Below are 16452 nucleotides of genomic sequence, written 5' to 3'. Positions count from 1 at the left end.
TCGCTCAGGGAAAAGGAAACTGTTTCAAGGCCGGATGGGCTTCTGCTATTTCGCTGTGGGCACGAATTGAGTGGAAGTCATCGGCCTTCACCACCTCGGGGATCATCGCCTGAATAAAGGTCCATACCACGGCGCTGGTTACCGAGACCTGATCGAGCGGCGTGTTGAGCGCCCGGCGTTCCAGCGCGGCGTTCCATTCCCGGCAGGCAGACAGTAACTGCCAGGTGATGCGTTCAATCCACGGTTGATACTGTTTCTCTGGCGGCCGTAAGCGGTGTTCGTAAACCTGTTGTACGGCTTTTTCGCTGGCAGCCAGAATCCATCCCAGCGTCTGAAGATCTTCGGCCAGCGCAGGGCCGGCGGCGGGGAGCAATTTACGCTGCAAATCTGCCTGAGATTCGAAGTAATGAAGGATCAGCGTGGAGTCCATCAGCCGAACGGCGTTATCCAGAATCAGCGTAGGCGCCTTGACCACCGGATTGAATTTTGCGAAGGGTTCAACGGCACTAAACACCGACAGCGGCAGGTGTTCAAATTCGACACCGTACAGCGCCAGAGATACCGCGACGCGCCTCACGTAAGGGGAGTCCAACATGCCAATGAGTTTCATCATGATTCCTGTTTTCCTGTCTCTGAAAGGAGAATGCCGGGTCAATCAAGGTGCGCCAGGAAGGATATCACCGTGCGCATTGCCCCTGGCTGCAGAGAGACATTACGCCAGATTGGCGATAACGAATATTACGCATTTCTTACCTGAGATGTCAGAATGACTGACCGGTACTGTCGCCCGAGGTTTACCCTCCTGGACTAGGGTAACGTTGACCTCCAGGAGCCGGAATATAAGGAGCTGCTTCATGTCGGATTACCCACCGATCGCCAGTTTACGGAGCTTTGAGGCCGTTGCCCGACTTGGGAGCGTGACGCAGGCGGCGAAAGAGCTGCATGTCACCCATTCGGCAATCAGTCAGCAAATTAAAGTGCTGGAAGAGATGCTCGGCGTGAGATTGTTTACGCGTCACGGACGCGGAGTGCAGATTAACGAAGAGGGGCGACTGTATGCGATGCATGTCCGCGAGGCGCTGGAACATATCGCGGATGCCACTCGTCTGGTCCACGTTAAGCCGCGGACGACGACGTTAACCCTGGCCACGGTACCGTCTTTTGCCTGCCACTGGCTATTGCCGCGCCTGGATCGCTTTCGCACCAGCTATCCCCATATCACGTTGCGGCTGCTGGCCAGTCTGACGGTCACCAACATGCAGCAGGAGGCGGTGGATATTGCCATTCGCATGGGGAAAGGCGACTGGGAAGGGCTGGAAAGCCGCTATATGTTTGCCGATGAGCTGATTGTGGTGGCCGCGCCGCATTACAACGGCGGCGCGCTGCCGGCAACGCCGCAAGAGGTGGCGGCGAGTAAGATTCTATTTTCGATGGAATCCTGGAAAACCTGGTGCCTGAAGGCCGGGCTGGAGCGTGAGATCGTCGCCGGCGGACTCTGTATCAACGACTCGAATCTGGTTCTGGAAGCCGTGCGACTCGGCAATGGCATTGCGCTGGAGCGGCGCTCCCTGGTGCAGGGCGCGATCGATCGAGGAGAGCTGGTCCAGGTCACCGCCTGTTCTGCGCCTTATCCCTGGCCGTACTGGCTGGTCACCCCGCAGCAAAGTGAAAAGAAAACGGAGGTCTCGTTGTTCATCGCCTGGCTGAATGAAGAACTTGCGGCGTGGCGCCAGCGGGAAGATTTGCCGGCGCCGCGATAGCATGGTTCCGGCGCTTGCCAGCGGGCCTCAACGGCCGGCGGATCGGGCAAATTCCCGCACCAGCGCCAGAAAGGCGGCCAGCCCGGCGGAGGGGTGACGTCTGCCGGGATAATACAGACACAGGCCGGGAAAAGGGGGCGTCCAGTCGTCCAGTAAACGAATGAGCCGGCCGGCCTCAATATCCTCGATGACATCCTGTTCAAGAAAGAAACCTATTCCCGCATCTTCCAGCACCGCAATCCGCGCCAGCGACGCCTCATCCAGCGTCAGCTGCCCGCGGACATCGACCTGTACCGTTTCTCCTTGCTTCTCAAGATGCCAGCGATAGAGGGAACCATCGGGCAGACGCACCCGGATGCAGGGATGATTGAGCAGATCTGCGGGGGTTTCAGGCCGCTTATGGTGCGAAAGATACTGCGCAGAAGCCACCACGGCATAGCGCTGAGGTTTGCCGAGGGAAAGTGCGATCATATCCTCCGGTATCAGGCTGGCGACCCGTACTCCCATATCGAAGCCTTCCGCAACGATGTCGATCAGCCGGCCATCGGTGACGATATCCACCTGCATTTGCGGATAGCGGTGCAAAAACTCCAGCACGACCCGGGAGAGAAGCGTCCGGGCGGCAAACGGAGGCGTATTGATGCGCAGGACGCCAGAAGGGGTTTCGCTGCGGGAGCGGACAACCTCAAGGGCCTGATGAACGCCCTGCAGCGACGGACCGATGTTATCGATAAACAGGCGACCGGCGTCGGTGAGCCCCACGCTGCGGGTAGTCCGGTTAAATAGACGTACGCCCATTTCGGCTTCAAATCTGGCGATGATATGGCTCAATGCGGTGGTTGATACCCCCAGCTCGATCGCCGCCGCGCGAAAGGTCCCTCGTCGGGCGATGGCCATAACGGCATCTAAATCCGTTAGCGTGATTCGCGACATTATCCCATTTCCTTCATCATGGCATCCCGGTTTGTCCTGATTGTTTAAATTATAAAGGATTCTTAAAGTTAAGCCGTAGCGTTTAATCACGGGAGATTCACTATGGATACGCCATCAGCAGTACAGGCCTTTTTTGCCGCTGAAGATCTGGAGCGCGTTGTCAGCGCCTTCACCCCGGATGCGGTGGTGAAAGATGAAGGGAATACCTATCGCGGACGGCAGGCCATCCGCGAGTGGCGGGTTGCCGCCAGACAAAAATACCGGTATGTCGCCGAACCTATTGAGACGATAACGCAGGGCGCCAGGGTAAAGGTGCGCGCCAACGTCAGCGGAAATTTTCCCGGCAGCCCGGTCATCCTTAGCTATGTATTTCGCCTGACGGCAGGGCAGATCGATGAGCTGGAGATCGGTGATGAGTGATTTTCTGGCGCTGGAAGGAAAGCGCGTTCTGATTACCTCGGGTACCAAAGGGGCCGGGGCGGCAACCGTGGCGCTGTTTCGCCAGCTGGGGGCGCGAGTGTTAACCTGCGCTCGCCATCCGCCGGACGCTCCTGTTGATGCGCTCTTTGTGACGGCGGATCTCGCCACGGCGAGCGGGTGCGCTCTGCTGGCCGCGGAGGTACAGGAGCAGCTGGGCGGCGTTGATATTATCGTTCATATGCTGGGCGGTTCTTCCTCCCCGGCAGGCGGGTTTGCCGCGCTGAGCGATGAGCTGTGGCAGCAGGAGCTGGATCTCAACCTTTTCCCTGCCCTCAGGCTGGATCGTCTACTGCTTCCCCTCATGCTCAACAGCGGGAAGGGGGTGATTATCCACGTCTCTTCAATCCAAAGAAGGATGCCGCTGCCGGAGTCAACCACGGCCTACGCCGCGGCAAAAGCCGCGCTCTCCACCTACAGTAAAAGCCTGTCGAAAGAGGTTTCCCCCAGGGGCGTTCGTGTTCTGAGCGTGGCCCCCGGCTGGATTGAAACCGAGGCGGCGGTCAGATTTGCGCAGCGGCTCGCGCAGCAGCAGGGGGTTGAGTATGCGCAAGGGAAACAAATCATCATGGACTCATTAGGCGGAATCCCACTCGGTCGTCCGGCGCAACCCGAAGAGGTGGCCAATCTGATTGCGTTTTTAGTCTCCGACCGGGCGGCATCGATAACCGGGGCAGAATACCTCATTGATGGTGGAACCGTGCCGACGGTTTAACCATCACCACGGACTGGCAAGGCGCGGCGAAAGGTTTTCTCCTCACTCAGTCTTGATGGCAAGGTATTGCTGCCAGGGCCTCAAAGGGGCGTGGAGCGTGCGAGGCGGGGATCAAAGGTAAAGGGATACTGACGCACGGAGGCCAGGGCCTCGCTGAACGCGGGATGCAGCGGGTTTAAAATGGCGTTGTTTTCATAGGGAATAATGCAGGAGGGAAGCATCAGCGCCAGACCGCTGCCCGCCTGTAGCCAGCCGGTGCCCAGATCCATTGTGGAAACGGGCATCGGATTTTCTTGCCAGTTATCCGGTAACCACTGTTTATCGAGGGATTCCACTTCACTGTCCGGTATCTCGATACTATACAGCTGATACTGGTTGAGGATTGCCTCATTTTTGACGTGAACCAGGATCTCCAGTGACGCCAGGGCAATGGAAGTGGACACATAGACCGCCGGGTGTCCCTGGTGATTCCAGCGCCCGCCGTACTGGTTGGCCCCGCTTCCCGTCCAGGCTTCGCTGGCGTAACGGCCGGTAACCAGACGATAGAAAATCATGCAAAGACGCCGTGTTCCAGGCGACCGATCAGGTCTGTTACTTCCAGCGCGCCGCTCTCGGTAGCAATCAAATCGATGGGGGCGACATTGCCCAGTCCTCTGACCGGCGACTGCAGCCAGTCGTAGGCATCCTGCTTGCTGCCAAAATAGTCGACGGCGGTATCCAGGACCCTGACAAAACGCGCCACACGTTCGCTTTCGCCTGGCGTCAACGTGCCGCCCGCGCTCTTGCGCCGGGCAACGTTGCGCTCATTAATCCCGGTGATGCGCAGAATGTCGGTTTTCGACATTTCCGTCCACTCATGAATATTATCCAGAATGCTGACCGGTAATCCCATACTCAGCAGCTCAATCAACTGCATACCCCGATTCGCCGGTAGCCCGGCATAGCGCCACAGCGCATTATCGGCAGGTTGCTCTGCAGGAACCCAGGTTTTCATCTTCCCTCCTGAATAAGGACATTTGTCATGCTTTATTATAGTCATTTGTCGGGTTGTTGAAAATATAATCGCCGGGCGGGTCATGAGTTGGTTGCGGTTTTGTGGCTGGCGGCCCCGAAAACAGTCCTCAGTAAGGACCGTCAGCTGGACGGTCCTCCGGGGGCGTTTTATTCGTCGCGGATTCAACGTTTACTGCTGCAACACTTCAGCAAATTTCGCCAGCCATTGCGGATGGGCGGGCCAGGCAGGGGCGGTGACCAGGTTGCCGTCAACATGCGCCTGATCGATACCGATCTCAGCATAATGCCCGCCGCTGAGCCGTACTTCTGGCGCGCAGGCCGGGTAGGCGCTACAGGTGCGGCCTTTCAGTATTCCGGCGGCGGCCAGAAGCTGCGGGCCGTGGCAAACGGCGGCAATGGGTTTGTGCGCCGCGTCAAACGCCTGAACCAGTTTGAGCACCTCGTCATTCAAGCGCAGATACTCCGGCGCTCGTCCACCGGGGATCAGCAGGGCGTCATAATCCTGTTCTTTTACGGCAGCAAAGTCGGCGTTGAGGACAAAGCGGTGCCCGGGTTTCTCGCTATAGGTCTGGGCACCGTCAAAATCATGGATCGCCGTCATGATATAGTCGCCTTTGCTCTTATCCGGGCAAACCGCGTCAACCTGATGGCCAATCATCTGCAATGCCTGAAACGGCACCATGGTTTCGTAATCTTCGGCATAATCACCAACCAGCATCAGAATTTTTTTGCTCATAAGGGTTGTTCCTCAGGGAATAAAGATGCCTAAGGTATAGTCCAGGGGCGAAGGGAATGCGAACCGCAAGTGGCGTTGTGTGTACTGATACCGCGGTGTTTCGCCTGTGCTCTGCTTTTGGAGCGCGCGCAGCTCTCGGTCTGAGTGACTTTGGTAGACGATAAATGATTGCCGACCTGCGGCAGGGAGCCGGGCAAGGAACTACTGAAACGTCTGGCCAATCCCGAAACTGTAGGGGCGTGAAATCGTACGCCATATCGCGTGCCTGTAATGCATTAATGTAATTTCTCATCGGTGTGTGCAGATTGACGATGATCTGCGCGTTTTATATTGCTGCCCGGTCCCGTCAGGACAATAATCGCCCATAGAGATGTCTCCTCACTGAATACAGGCCGCCATGATCATAAAAATCGTTTGTCTGAGTCTGCTTTGCATCATCCTGCTCTCCCTTGGCGCCAGCCTGGCCCAGACGATGTATCAGCGGGAACTACGTCCGCAGGAGGGCTGGTGGTCCGCCCGTCGTGACTCAGCAGGCCTGGCGCCTGATCCCCAGCAAAACGCCCGCCTGGCCATTGTGCAGGTCTACGCCGCGCCCACCTGGGGCTGGAAAGGCGTGGTGGCGGTGCATCCCTGGATTATCTATAAACGCGCCGGGGAAACGGAATATAACCGCTATGAAGTGATTAGCTGGGGAGGCGGGGAGAAGGTGCGCCGTAATAGCAACCCGCCGGATGGCTACTGGTTCGGCGCGAAACCTCGTTTACTGGTGGAGCATCGGGGAGCAGAGGCCGAGGCCATGATCCCGCAGATTGTCGCGGCAATTGCCTCTTACCCCTGGCCGGATACCTACCACGCCTGGCCGGGTCCTAACAGTAACACCTTTCTGGCCCATATTGGCCGCGAGGTGCCCGCGCTCAAACTGGATATGCCGGCCAACGCGGTGGGGAAAGATTTTCGCTCGCTGCTGAATCCCATTGGCCTACCGCCATCCGGGCGCGGGCTGCAGGTGTCGGTGCTGGGTATCGCCGGCGTAACGCTGGGAGCTGAAGAGGGATTTGAACTCAATCTGCTGGGGCTGAACGTCGGCCTGGATTTCACGCCGCTACGTATCCGTCTGCCATTTATTGGCGGACTGGGCCATGACAATTTGTCCAATAACGCTGCGGAACACTCCCGATAAATGGCGACGCTCCCCACCTGCAGCTAAGCCAACATTGCGTATCGCTGCTGCACATTTCTCCTCTACGTGGCTATAAAGGTCGATGTTGGCATTTTAATTGTTATGTTATAACATAACAATTAAAATGTTGTGGTCACGCTGAGTGGCCCGAAATCAGCGGACCAATGACAAATGAAGTACGAGGAGATAAAAGGCAATGTCTGACATCAGCGTAGAAAGACAGGGCGACATGCGTCTGCCGGTGACCGTTCTGTCCGGTTTTCTGGGCGCCGGGAAAACGACCCTGCTCAACCATATTCTGAACAACAGAGAGGGCAGGCGTGTTGCGGTTATCGTCAATGATATGTCGGAGGTCAATATTGATGCCGCTCTGGTCAGGGAAGGGGGCGCCGAACTTTCACGTACCGATGAAAAACTGGTTGAAATGAGTAACGGCTGTATCTGCTGCACGCTGCGGGAAGATCTCCTGCTGGAAGTGAATCGCCTGGCGAAAGAAGGGCGCTTTGATCAGCTGGTTATCGAGTCTACCGGTATTTCTGAACCGCTTCCGGTTGCTGAAACTTTTACCTTTGCCGGCGATGACGGGCAAAGTCTTTCAACCGTGGCGCGTCTTGATACCATGGTGACCGTCGTGGATGCCTTCAATTTTTTGCGTGATTATGACTCTGCAGATAGCCTCCGCTCACGCGGAGAATCACTGGGCGAAGGCGATGAGCGCAGCGTGGTCGACCTGCTCATTGAGCAGATTGAATTCTGCGATGTGCTGGTCCTGAACAAAGTCGATCTGATCGATGACGGGCAACAAGAAAAGCTAACGGCTATTTTGCGCTCTCTGAATCCACGGGCAAAAATAGTTGTTTCGCAGTTTGGTCAGGTAGCACTGGATAAGGTCCTGAATACCGGGCTGTTTGATTTTGATAATGCCGCACAGGCGCCAGGCTGGCTGAAGGAACTGCGCGGCGAACATACCCCGGAAACAGAAGAGTATGGGATTAGCAGCTTTGTTTTTCGCGCCCGCCGGCCTTTCCATCCGGCCCGTTTCTGCCAGGTGATGGCACATGAGCTGGCTGGAGTGGTCAGATCGAAAGGATATTTTTGGTTGGCCAGTCGTCCGGAATTTGCCGGCGCCTGGTCCCAGGCCGGTGGCGTGGCGCGTCAGGAACTGGGGGGAATGTGGTGGGCAAGTGTCCCCAGAGAACGCTGGCCTCAGGATGATGAGTCGCTGAAATTTATCCGGGCAAACTGGATGGATGGTGTGGGCGATGCCCGGCAGGAACTGGTGTTTATCGGAATGAATATGGATGAATCAGCACTACGCGCCAGGTTGGGTTCGGCTCTGCTTACGGACGAAGAAATGGCGGAGGGGCCGGGCGAATGGCGTCACTACTCCGACCCGTTTGCGCCCTGGGTTGCCGCATAAGTCAACGCAAGAGACCCGGTAAAAGCCGGCTCTTCATCGCTTCTCTGTGCAATAACGCCGCAGAGACGGCATGCGTGCGGGAATATTCGTCAAGGGGGGCTGCTGAGAGGATAAACTGGCCCCAGTCCTGTTTCAGGAATGGCCTGGATAACTGCAAAGGAAAGATGAGCGTGTTACAGCGAGAAATGTGCGAAATTCGCACCGTTCGATAACCTACAGACGGTTGCTGATGTCTGCGGAATAAAGAATGGTGCGTCCGAGTGGACTCGAACCACCGACCCCCACCATGTCAAGGTGGTGCTCTAACCAACTGAGCTACGGACGCATTATGGTGCGTTTAATTGGACTCGAACCAACGACCCCCACCATGTCAAGGTGGTGCTCTAACCAACTGAGCTATAAACGCATTATGGTGCGTTCAATTGGACTCGAACCAACGACCCCCACCATGTCAAGGTGGTGCTCTAACCAACTGAGCTATGAACGCAATGTTGTGGTGACAACGGGGACGCATATTAGCGATCGGATGGGGTTGTGGCAAGAGGCAAACGTCACTTTTCTTTCAGATCTCACGCGATTGCGGAAGTTTTACGCATATTGCTCATATTTTACTGATGCTAAAGGATATTTCTTATCCAGTTGCCCTGGTCTCGCTGCGGCGTCGTGCCTGACGCGGCGCGAAGTAAGGCCTGGCGACGCTGTCGGGAGAGAATGAGTGATTCGTCAGGCGAATGGTGCAAGAGGCGTCGCAGACGCGGGGGCCGGAAAAGAGAGGTTACCTGAAAATAAGGCGAAGGGTAAAAAGTGCGCAGAGGACTAACAGGATCAGAATAAGCTCAAAACGATAGCGCTGCAGCATAGTGGCCTCCTGAAATAAAACCGGCGCTGAAACAGCGCCGGTTTATGATTAACTCAACTTAGCGGAAAAATTAAGCAGCCGGTTGGGCAGCCGGTTTAGCGGCCTGATGCTTAGTGGTTTTGTGATGTTTTTTTGCCGCCTGAGCTTTCTGGGCTACCGGTTTAGCCGCCGCTTTGTGGTGTTTTTTAGCGGCCTGGGCTTTCTGTTCAGCGGCCGGTTTGGCGGCGGCTTTGTGATGTTTTTTCGCGGCCTGAGCTTTCTGTTCAGCGGCCGGTTTGGCGGCGGCTTTGTGGTGTTTTTTCGCGGCCTGGGCTTTCTGCTCAGCGGCCGGTTTGGCAGCGGCTTTGTGATGTTTTTTATGATGAGTGGTTTTGGCTGTGGTGCTGTGAGTTGCAGCCGCCGGAGCCTGAGTGGTGCTTACTGCGTCAGCAGCGAAAGCAGCAGAAGACAGACCCATAGCAGCGGCAACGACCAGAGCTAATACTTTTTTCATTCTGATATCCTCGAAATTATTTCTTCAGTGAACCCCACTGCGGGGCTGTTGAAATCACTATAAGTTTTTCTTTTTCAGGCTTCAGTGAGTGTTTGGTATCGGCGAGTAACGGAATGTACAACGCATAGAGCGGGCGAAAAGCAGGATGCTCCGCTAACGGATTCAGCGTCAGCGGAGGGGGGGTTAGCGACGCGGTGTATCGGACAGCGTCGTGAGCAGCGTCGTGAGCAGCGTCGGGCGGGTCATTCGTACGCAATAGGCAGGCTGGCCGCGTTCAAAACGCCATCCTTCGGACAGTGGTCCGGCGTCTACGGTGTCAAAGCCAAATGCCTCGTACAGCGCGGCGGCGATCGCTTTTCCTTTTTCACTATCGCCTGCCAACGGCAGCGCCCGACGATTTTCCGCGCCCGCGGGCAGTCCATCGCTTTCCAGCTGGGTCATGGGAATCGCGTTAAACGCTTTGGTGACGGTAGCGGCAGGCAGGATTTGGGCGAGCAATTCGCTGGTGGTGGTTTCTCCTGACTCCAGCGCCTCGATCGGGCCGTCACGCTCGGGATAGTAATTCACTGCATCAATGACATGTTTATCCTGAATTCCGCTGACCGGCAGCGAATGGATGGCGCTGAGCGGCACGGCAATGACCACCGCCTCGCCAAATTCGGCAGCTTCCTCTGCGCTGCCGACCTGACAGCCAATCATCGGCCCCAGGCTGAAAAGCGTCTGGGGCCCTCGTGAGTTACTCAACATAACGTCGTGACCAGCGGCAAGGGCCAGCTTCGCGACAGACCGGCCAACGAATCCGGCGCCGATAATGCCAATCTTCATTTTCAACTCCTTACGAATGATCTGAGAGTGTTGATAAATTTAATTCCATCTCCGTAGAAGATAAATCGTAAGATAGTGGAATGATAAACAACTCAAATGAGTGAATCATGGACCAGCTCACCAGTATCAGGGTTTTCGTGAAGGCGGCTGAAACGGGGTCGTTTGCCGCCGCTGCCGGACAGCTGCGACTTTCGCCGCAGATGGTCGCCCGACACGTGGCGGCGCTTGAAGCACACCTCGGCACTTCATTAATCGCCCGCACCACGCGGCGACAGACGCTCACCGATATCGGGCGTAGCTATTATGAACGCTGCCGCGTGGTACTGGCGGAGATCGCTGAGGCGGACGCGGTGGCACAGGAGATGAAAGCGACACCTTCAGGCATCATCCGGGTGAATGCGCCGGTCACATTTGGATCGCATGCGCTCGCGGCCTTTATTACCGACTATCTTGCCCGCTATCCTGACGTTCAGGTTGAACTGACGTTGAGCGACCGCATTGTCGACCCGATTGAAGAGGAGTTTGAGGTGATCGTGCGCATCGGTGAGCTGGCCGACAGCTCGATGGTGGCGTGGCCTCTGCTGCCATACCGGCTGATTGCCTGCGCGTCACCGGACTATATTTTGCGTCACGGCGAACCGCAGACGCCGACCGATCTTCAACATCATGCGTGTCTGGTTTATGGACATTGGTCGGCGGGCAGCGCCTGCCGGTGGCGATTTGAGAAACAGGGGGAGATGTTCGAGGTCAAACCCTCCGGGCGGTTTCGCGCGAATGACTGGAAGGCGCTGATGAATGCGGCTATCGCCGGGCACGGTATTACCCTCGGGCCGGAAGATGTGTTGAAAACCGAAGTGGAGCGGGGGAGCCTGGTACAGGTTTTAGCCGGATTCTCAGGACCGGCGCGGCCCATGCATATTCTGGTACCGGCCGGACGTCGGCGGACGACGAAAATTAAATGCTTTGTTGACGCATTAAGAGCTGCGCTGGGCCCGCGCTGAATCCGTACGACGGTGAGAAGCGGCACCCCGGGAACAGGATGCCGCTGGGCGTTAGCGCGCCGCGCGTTGCAAAATCACGCTGGACGGCTGACGCTGCAGGAAACGCATGCGCAGCATCATCATCACCGCTGCCGAGGTGAGCCCGATAATAAATCCGCACCAGAAACCCGCGGGACCCATACGCGGAACCAGCGTATCTGTTAAGGCCAGCAGGTAGCCGCTCGGCAGTCCCAGCACCCAGTACGCGGTAAACGTAATAAAGAAGATCGAACGCGTATCTTTATAGCCGCGTAGAATCCCGCTACCAATCACCTGGACGGAGTCGGAGATCTGATATATCGCGGCCAGCAGCATCAGCTGGGAAGCCAGCAGGACCACCTCCGGATTGTCGTTATACAGCAGCGCAATCTGCTTACGCATCAGGATGGTGAAAATCGCCGTGATCACGGCCATGCAGACGCCAACGCCAACCCCGGTTCTGGCAGAAACCTGCGCATCGAGGGTGGAACCCTGCCCAAGACGGAAGCCGACGCGGATGGTGACCGCTGCCGCCAGCGAAAGGGGTAAAACGAACATCAGCGAACTGAAGTTCAGGGCTATCTGATGGCCCGCGACGTCCACAATGCCCAATGGAGAAACCAGCAGCGCAACGACCGCAAACAGAGTGACTTCGAAAAACAGCGCCAGCGCAATCGGCAGTCCCAGCTGCACCAGGCGTTTAAGCACGTTCAAGTCCGGTCCGCTGAAGCCTTCATCGCTACGGATATCGCGCATAGAACGGGCGCGACGTACCCAGGAGATCATGCAGAAGAACATCACCCAGTAAACGGATGCCGTCGCCACGCCGCAGCCGATGCCGCCCAGCTCAGGCATGCCAAAGTGGCCGTAGATAAAGATATAGTTAACGGGAATATTGACCAGCAGGCCGATAAATCCCATCACCATCCCCGGTTTGGTTTTCGCCAGGCCTTCGCACTGGTTACGAGCGACCTGGAAGAAGAGGTAGCCGGGGGCGCCCCACAGCAGCGCGCGCAGGTAGCCTACCGCTTTTTCAGCGAGGGCCGGGTCGATATTGTGCATCGAGCTTATGATGTACCCGGCGTTCCACAGCACGACCATAACCAGCAGCGAAACGAATCCCGCCAGCCAGAACCCCTGACGAACCTGATGGGCAATGCGGTCGCGGCGGCCGGAGCCGTTTAGCTGTGCGATAACCGGCGTCAGCGCCAGCAGCAGACCGTGGCCAAAGAGAATTGCGGGGAGCCAGATAGAGGTCCCAATCGCGACGGCAGCCATATCGGTGGCGCTATAGCCACCCGCCATCACGGTATCGACAAAGCCCATAGAGGTCTGGGCGACCTGTGCCAGGATCACAGGAATGGCCAGGGCTAATAACTGACGCGCTTCAATAAAATACTTCTGCACGTGAACACCTTTATATTGTTGTTATTTTGAGACTAAAAAAGCCGCCGTAATTGGCAGCAAGAAGAAAGAGCTGAGGGGTTTTCCAGTCTATTGTAGCGATGATGCGCCATTAAGCCAGTGAAAAAATGGTAGGGCACGATGCGCGCTGGCAACCTGTTTTGCCAACTGGTATTGTTCCCGACAGGTATAACGGTAATGATACCGTCACGAAAGTCTACAGGAGTAAAGCATGTTTACTGGCATTGTGCAGGGGACCGCTAAAGTGGTGTCCATCGATGAAAAACCCAATTTTCGCACCCATGTGGTGGAGCTGCCTGAGCATATGCTTGCCGGCATCGAGACCGGGGCATCGGTGGCGCACAATGGTTGCTGCCTGACAGTCACCGAAATTGACGGTCCGCGTATCAGTTTTGACCTGATGAAAGAGACGCTGCGTATTACCAACCTCGGCGCGGTAGAGGTGGGGGACGTGGTGAACGTGGAACGAGCGGCAAAATTCAGCGATGAGATCGGCGGTCATCTGATGTCCGGTCATATTATGACCACGGCGGAAATCGTCAAGATCCTGACCTCGGAAAATAACCGCCAGATCTGGTTTAAGGTTCAGGACCCGACGCTGATGAAATATATCCTCTATAAAGGATTCATCGGCGTTGACGGGATCAGCCTGACGGTCGGAGAAGTGACCCCGACGCGTTTTTGCGTGCATTTGATCCCGGAAACGCTGCAGCGCACCACGCTTGGCATTAAAAAACTCGGCGATCGGGTGAATATTGAGATCGACCCGCAAACGCAGGCGGTAGTGGATACCGTGGAACGTGTGCTGGCGGCCAAAGAAGCGGCACAACACCTGAGCGATGAATGATCGGGCGCCGCCGCCGGATGAAGCATAAAAGAAAAGAATATCCCCCGTTTTAGCGGGGGATATTTTTAGCGGGCGACGCGAAGGCCGTTTTCAACACCGCGAGAAAAGACCACCTGCCAGAGCTGAATATCGCGCGCGCGAAAAGCCCCCGCGCAGGCGTTCAGATAATAACTAAACATACGTTTAAACCGTTCCGAATAGTTATCGGCGATATCGGGCCAGCTGGCCAGGAAACGTTCGTACCAGGCCATCAGCGTAGTATCGTAATCGGCGCCGATATTGTGCCAGTCTTCCATCACAAAATGGGATTCGCTGGCTTGCGCGATATGACGAACCGAAGGCAGACAACCGTTGGGGAAAATATATTTATTGATCCACGGATCGACGCTGTGGTCCGTTTTTTTGGAGCCAATGGTGTGCAATAAAAAACGGCCGTCAGGTTTCAAATTACGATCCACCACTTCAAAATAGGTGGCGTAATTTTTAGGTCCCACGTGTTCAAACATCCCGACGGAAACAATGCGATCAAAGTGGTCATGCAGATCGCGATAGTCCTGCAGCAAAATGGTGACGTCTAACCCCTCGCATCTTTGCTGGGCCATTTTTTGCTGCTCGGCAGAAATGGTCACGCCGACTACGCTAACGTGATAATTTTTGGCCATATAGTAAGCCAGACCACCCCAGCCGCAGCCAATGTCCAGCACCCGCATCCCCGGTTCCAGCTGCAGCTTGCGACAAATAAGATCTAATTTTGCCACCTGCGCCTCTTCCAGCGATTGCGCCTCTTTCCAGTAGGCGCAGGAATATTGCATATAGGGGTCGAGCATACGGCTGAAAAGATCGTTGCCGAGGTCGTAATGTTCTTTTCCGACAATCCAGGAGCGCTTTTTACTTTGTAGATTAAACAGGCGAGCACCTGCGATGCGCAACGTATCTTTGAGATGATGCGGGAGCTGATTTTCCAGCCCGGCGCGCAGTACTTTATGGAAGAATATATCCAGCCGTTCACAATCCCACCAGCCGTCCATATAGCTTTCGCCTAACCCCAGCGAGCCTTCCTGTAGAACGCGTTTAAAAAAGAGCGGATTGTTAATCCGCAGATCGGAGGGGGCGGGGCCATTGACCTCAATGCCCGCGCGACCGAGCAATTCGGTTGCAATTCGGTACCAGTCGTCGTTTGGTACGCTTACTTCTTCTATACACGATGAACTCATAGCTTCTCCATCACGCCCAAGTGATCAGAACCTTAAAACAGCGTAGACGCTTTTTTGGCTTTGTGAGAAATCTCACGGAATATCCGTGAAGCTGCTATCCGACGTAGAACAGAGGAAGGGCGATAACCCTTGCCGAAAGGCCTTCCATGGTGAAACGGGACGCATCCTGCTGCCGTTAATCGTAAAAAATATTTTATTTATGTGAAGCCGGTTCAGTATAGGCCGCTGAAATCCGGCTTTCAATAAAAATATATTAGCAGGCTAATTACTGAGCCTTAACATCGCCGAAACGCGTTTATGCATGCGACGATTCGGTAGTCAGGCAGGCGCTGTGACGCTGCATAAAATAACCCAGCCCGGCCAGCACGATCGAGACCAGCATCACGCTGGTGGTGGCGAGCAGCGGTGTGGCAATCAGCGCGGAGACCAGCAGACTGGTCAGGAAGCACAGACCAAGCTGCAGCGTATTCTGCAGCGCGGCGGCACGGCCGGTCGCCTGCGGGAACGGCTTCAGCGCCTGGGCGACAACAATCGGGTAAATCCCGCCATTGACAACGGCCATCACGCAGAAGGGAATCATCACCGCAATGATTGAGACATCTTCAACCCGACCAACCATCCAGGTTGCAGCCACGCTGACGGCGAAAATCACCAGCAGCCAGGGCAGCAGCTGTTGGCCCTGCCATTTCTGCAGCGCCGCGCGGCATCCATAGCCACCGACTAAAAAGGCGATTGTCTGCGGAACATAGCTAAGACCGATAGCGGTCGGGCTGTAGCCCATCTCATGGAGAATAAACGGCGACCCGGTCAACCAGGCAAAAAAGCTGGCGGAGCAGGCGGCGTAAATCAGCACGTTGCCGCTGTATTCGCGCGAACGCAGCAGCGTCATAAAGGTCAACTTCTCGCGGACATCACCCTGCGGCCTGACGACCGGCTTCAGGCGTAGGGCGGGTACCATCAGCAGCAGGGCGATGGCAAACAGGGTGGCAAAAATGGCCTGCCATTCCAGATGGGCAAGCAGCCAGCTGCCGAGCAACGGCGCCAGAGCCGGCGATAGACCCACCAGCGGCATGATGGTGGCGAAAATACGGTTAGTGCGCTGGGCTGGATAATAATCCGTGACCATCGCCTGCCAGGTCACCGCCGCCGCGCAGACGCCGATCGCCTGAATAAAGCGCAGCACCAGCATCAGGGTGGCATCCCGCACCCACAGCATTCCCAGACAGCTGATAGCGAAGATCGCCAGCCCGGTCAGCAGAATCGGTTTACGTCCGTAGCGGTCCGAGAGCGGGCCCCAGAACAGCTGTCCGATGGCGAAGCCGGCGAGGAACAGGCTCAGACTGGCGCTGACCGACGCCGCAGACGTATTGAGATCTTGCTGGATGGCCGAAAAGGCCGGCAGATACATGTCGGTGGCGAGGAAACCCAGCACGCTGAGTCCCGCCAGCCACACTAAAAATCCTTTCCCGGGTTGTTGCATAACATTCTCTTATAGGTGCAGGTATGATGCCGCAGAGTGTAGGGAGTGCATTCTG

General features: G+C 56.2%; 18 protein-coding genes and 3 tRNA genes. 7 read left to right on the top strand and 14 right to left on the bottom strand.

Going from position 1 to position 16452, the window contains the following annotated elements; translation table 11 throughout:
• Positions 1–4: 4 nt before the first annotated feature.
• On the bottom strand, positions 5–613 hold the full coding sequence (locus tag ROR01S_RS18745) for a glutathione S-transferase family protein (protein ID WP_032724246.1): 609 nt from the start codon (positions 611–613) through the stop codon (positions 5–7).
• A 241-nt stretch (positions 614–854) separates the two neighbouring features.
• Here ROR01S_RS18745 and gcvA point away from each other — a divergent pair, with 241 nt between their 5' ends.
• Positions 855–1760, top strand: coding sequence for a transcriptional regulator GcvA (gcvA, locus tag ROR01S_RS18740; protein ID WP_032716408.1), 906 nt, complete (start codon positions 855–857; stop codon positions 1758–1760).
• A 27-nt stretch (positions 1761–1787) separates the two neighbouring features.
• On the opposite strand, the gene ROR01S_RS18735 is transcribed toward gcvA, so the two are convergent.
• Entirely contained in the window at positions 1788–2693 is a 906-nt protein-coding gene (locus tag ROR01S_RS18735; protein ID WP_032716407.1) for a LysR family transcriptional regulator, read from the bottom strand.
• A gap of 102 nt (positions 2694–2795) precedes the next feature.
• Here ROR01S_RS18735 and ROR01S_RS18730 point away from each other — a divergent pair, with 102 nt between their 5' ends.
• Positions 2796–3113 carry a nuclear transport factor 2 family protein gene (locus tag ROR01S_RS18730; RefSeq protein ID WP_004862785.1) on the top strand — a complete coding sequence of 106 codons (318 nt, stop codon included), beginning with the start codon at positions 2796–2798 and terminating at the stop codon, positions 3111–3113.
• Positions 3106–3885 (top strand): SDR family oxidoreductase, encoded by a 780-nt coding sequence (locus ROR01S_RS18725; protein ID WP_044349850.1) that lies wholly within the window; start codon positions 3106–3108, stop codon positions 3883–3885. Before ROR01S_RS18730 ends, ROR01S_RS18725 begins: the two co-directional genes overlap by 8 nt.
• Before the next feature lie 80 nt (positions 3886–3965).
• Here the strand turns inward: ROR01S_RS18725 and ROR01S_RS18720 are convergent, their stop codons facing one another.
• The 3 genes from ROR01S_RS18720 to ROR01S_RS18710 all read right to left on the bottom strand — a co-directional run bounded on the left by ROR01S_RS18720 (position 3966) and on the right by ROR01S_RS18710 (position 5635).
• Positions 3966–4439 (bottom strand): RES family NAD+ phosphorylase, encoded by a 474-nt coding sequence (locus ROR01S_RS18720; RefSeq protein WP_064359770.1) that lies wholly within the window; start codon positions 4437–4439, stop codon positions 3966–3968.
• Positions 4436–4879, bottom strand: a complete 444-nt coding sequence (locus ROR01S_RS18715; protein WP_004862777.1) for an Xre family toxin-antitoxin system antitoxin — start codon at positions 4877–4879, stop codon at positions 4436–4438. The genes ROR01S_RS18720 and ROR01S_RS18715 overlap by 4 nt, the downstream gene beginning before the upstream one ends.
• Positions 4880–5068: 189 nt before the next feature.
• Positions 5069–5635 (bottom strand): DJ-1/PfpI family protein, encoded by a 567-nt coding sequence (locus ROR01S_RS18710; protein WP_015584190.1) that lies wholly within the window; start codon positions 5633–5635, stop codon positions 5069–5071.
• 397 nt (positions 5636–6032) lie between these two features.
• On the opposite strand from ROR01S_RS18710, the gene ROR01S_RS18705 reads away from it, so the two are divergent.
• Both ROR01S_RS18705 and zigA read left to right on the top strand, forming a co-directional pair.
• Complete coding sequence (locus ROR01S_RS18705) at positions 6033–6815, top strand: DUF3750 domain-containing protein (RefSeq protein WP_032717546.1); 783 nt, start codon at positions 6033–6035, stop codon at positions 6813–6815.
• 196 nt (positions 6816–7011) lie between these two features.
• Positions 7012–8235 carry a zinc metallochaperone GTPase ZigA gene (gene zigA, locus ROR01S_RS18700; RefSeq protein ID WP_004862767.1) on the top strand — a complete coding sequence of 408 codons (1224 nt, stop codon included), beginning with the start codon at positions 7012–7014 and terminating at the stop codon, positions 8233–8235.
• Between the two features lie 248 nt (positions 8236–8483).
• Here zigA and ROR01S_RS18695 read toward each other — a convergent pair.
• The 6 genes from ROR01S_RS18695 to ROR01S_RS18675 form a co-directional block, all read right to left on the bottom strand.
• Positions 8484–8560, bottom strand: a tRNA-Val gene (locus tag ROR01S_RS18695).
• Between the two features lie 4 nt (positions 8561–8564).
• A tRNA-Val gene (locus ROR01S_RS18690) sits at positions 8565–8641 on the bottom strand.
• 4 nt (positions 8642–8645) lie between these two features.
• Positions 8646–8722: transfer RNA gene (locus ROR01S_RS18685), tRNA-Val, on the bottom strand.
• 288 nt (positions 8723–9010) lie between these two features.
• Positions 9011–9094 carry a small membrane protein YdgU gene (gene ydgU, locus ROR01S_RS27830; protein WP_099130681.1) on the bottom strand — a complete coding sequence of 28 codons (84 nt, stop codon included), beginning with the start codon at positions 9092–9094 and terminating at the stop codon, positions 9011–9013.
• A 70-nt stretch (positions 9095–9164) separates the two neighbouring features.
• Positions 9165–9587: an acid resistance repetitive basic protein Asr gene (gene asr / locus ROR01S_RS18680; RefSeq protein WP_064359769.1), complete on the bottom strand. Its 423-nt coding sequence runs from the start codon at positions 9585–9587 to the stop codon at positions 9165–9167.
• A gap of 183 nt (positions 9588–9770) precedes the next feature.
• The gene (locus ROR01S_RS18675) at positions 9771–10412 is read right to left on the bottom strand and encodes an NADPH-dependent F420 reductase (RefSeq protein ID WP_015584193.1); all 642 of its coding nucleotides are present in this window, start codon (positions 10410–10412) and stop codon (positions 9771–9773) included.
• Between the two features lie 107 nt (positions 10413–10519).
• Here ROR01S_RS18675 and ROR01S_RS18670 point away from each other — a divergent pair, with 107 nt between their 5' ends.
• Positions 10520–11413, top strand: a complete 894-nt coding sequence (locus ROR01S_RS18670) for a LysR family transcriptional regulator (RefSeq protein ID WP_015584194.1) — start codon at positions 10520–10522, stop codon at positions 11411–11413.
• Between the two features lie 51 nt (positions 11414–11464).
• Here ROR01S_RS18670 and mdtK read toward each other — a convergent pair whose 3' ends face one another.
• Entirely contained in the window at positions 11465–12838 is a 1374-nt protein-coding gene (mdtK, locus tag ROR01S_RS18665) for an MdtK family multidrug efflux MATE transporter (RefSeq protein WP_004862752.1), read from the bottom strand.
• 229 nt (positions 12839–13067) lie between these two features.
• On the opposite strand from mdtK, the gene ROR01S_RS18660 reads away from it, so the two are divergent.
• On the top strand, positions 13068–13703 hold the full coding sequence (locus tag ROR01S_RS18660; RefSeq protein ID WP_004862750.1) for a riboflavin synthase: 636 nt from the start codon (positions 13068–13070) through the stop codon (positions 13701–13703).
• 65 nt (positions 13704–13768) lie between these two features.
• Here the strand turns inward: ROR01S_RS18660 and cfa are convergent, their stop codons facing one another.
• Positions 13769–14917: a cyclopropane fatty acyl phospholipid synthase gene (gene cfa, locus ROR01S_RS18655; RefSeq protein ID WP_004862748.1), complete on the bottom strand. Its 1149-nt coding sequence runs from the start codon at positions 14915–14917 to the stop codon at positions 13769–13771.
• Positions 14918–15212: 295 nt separating this feature from the next.
• Positions 15213–16397 carry a purine nucleoside transporter PunC gene (gene punC / locus ROR01S_RS18650; RefSeq protein ID WP_064359768.1) on the bottom strand — a complete coding sequence of 395 codons (1185 nt, stop codon included), beginning with the start codon at positions 16395–16397 and terminating at the stop codon, positions 15213–15215.
• Positions 16398–16452 lie beyond the last annotated feature (55 nt).

The sequence above is a fragment of the Klebsiella ornithinolytica NBRC 105727 = ATCC 31898 genome (assembly GCF_001598295.1).
Lineage (GTDB): Bacteria > Pseudomonadota > Gammaproteobacteria > Enterobacterales > Enterobacteriaceae > Klebsiella > Klebsiella ornithinolytica.
The sequence above is the reverse complement of the archived record's forward strand: the minus strand, read 5'-3'. Positions and strand labels throughout refer to the sequence as shown.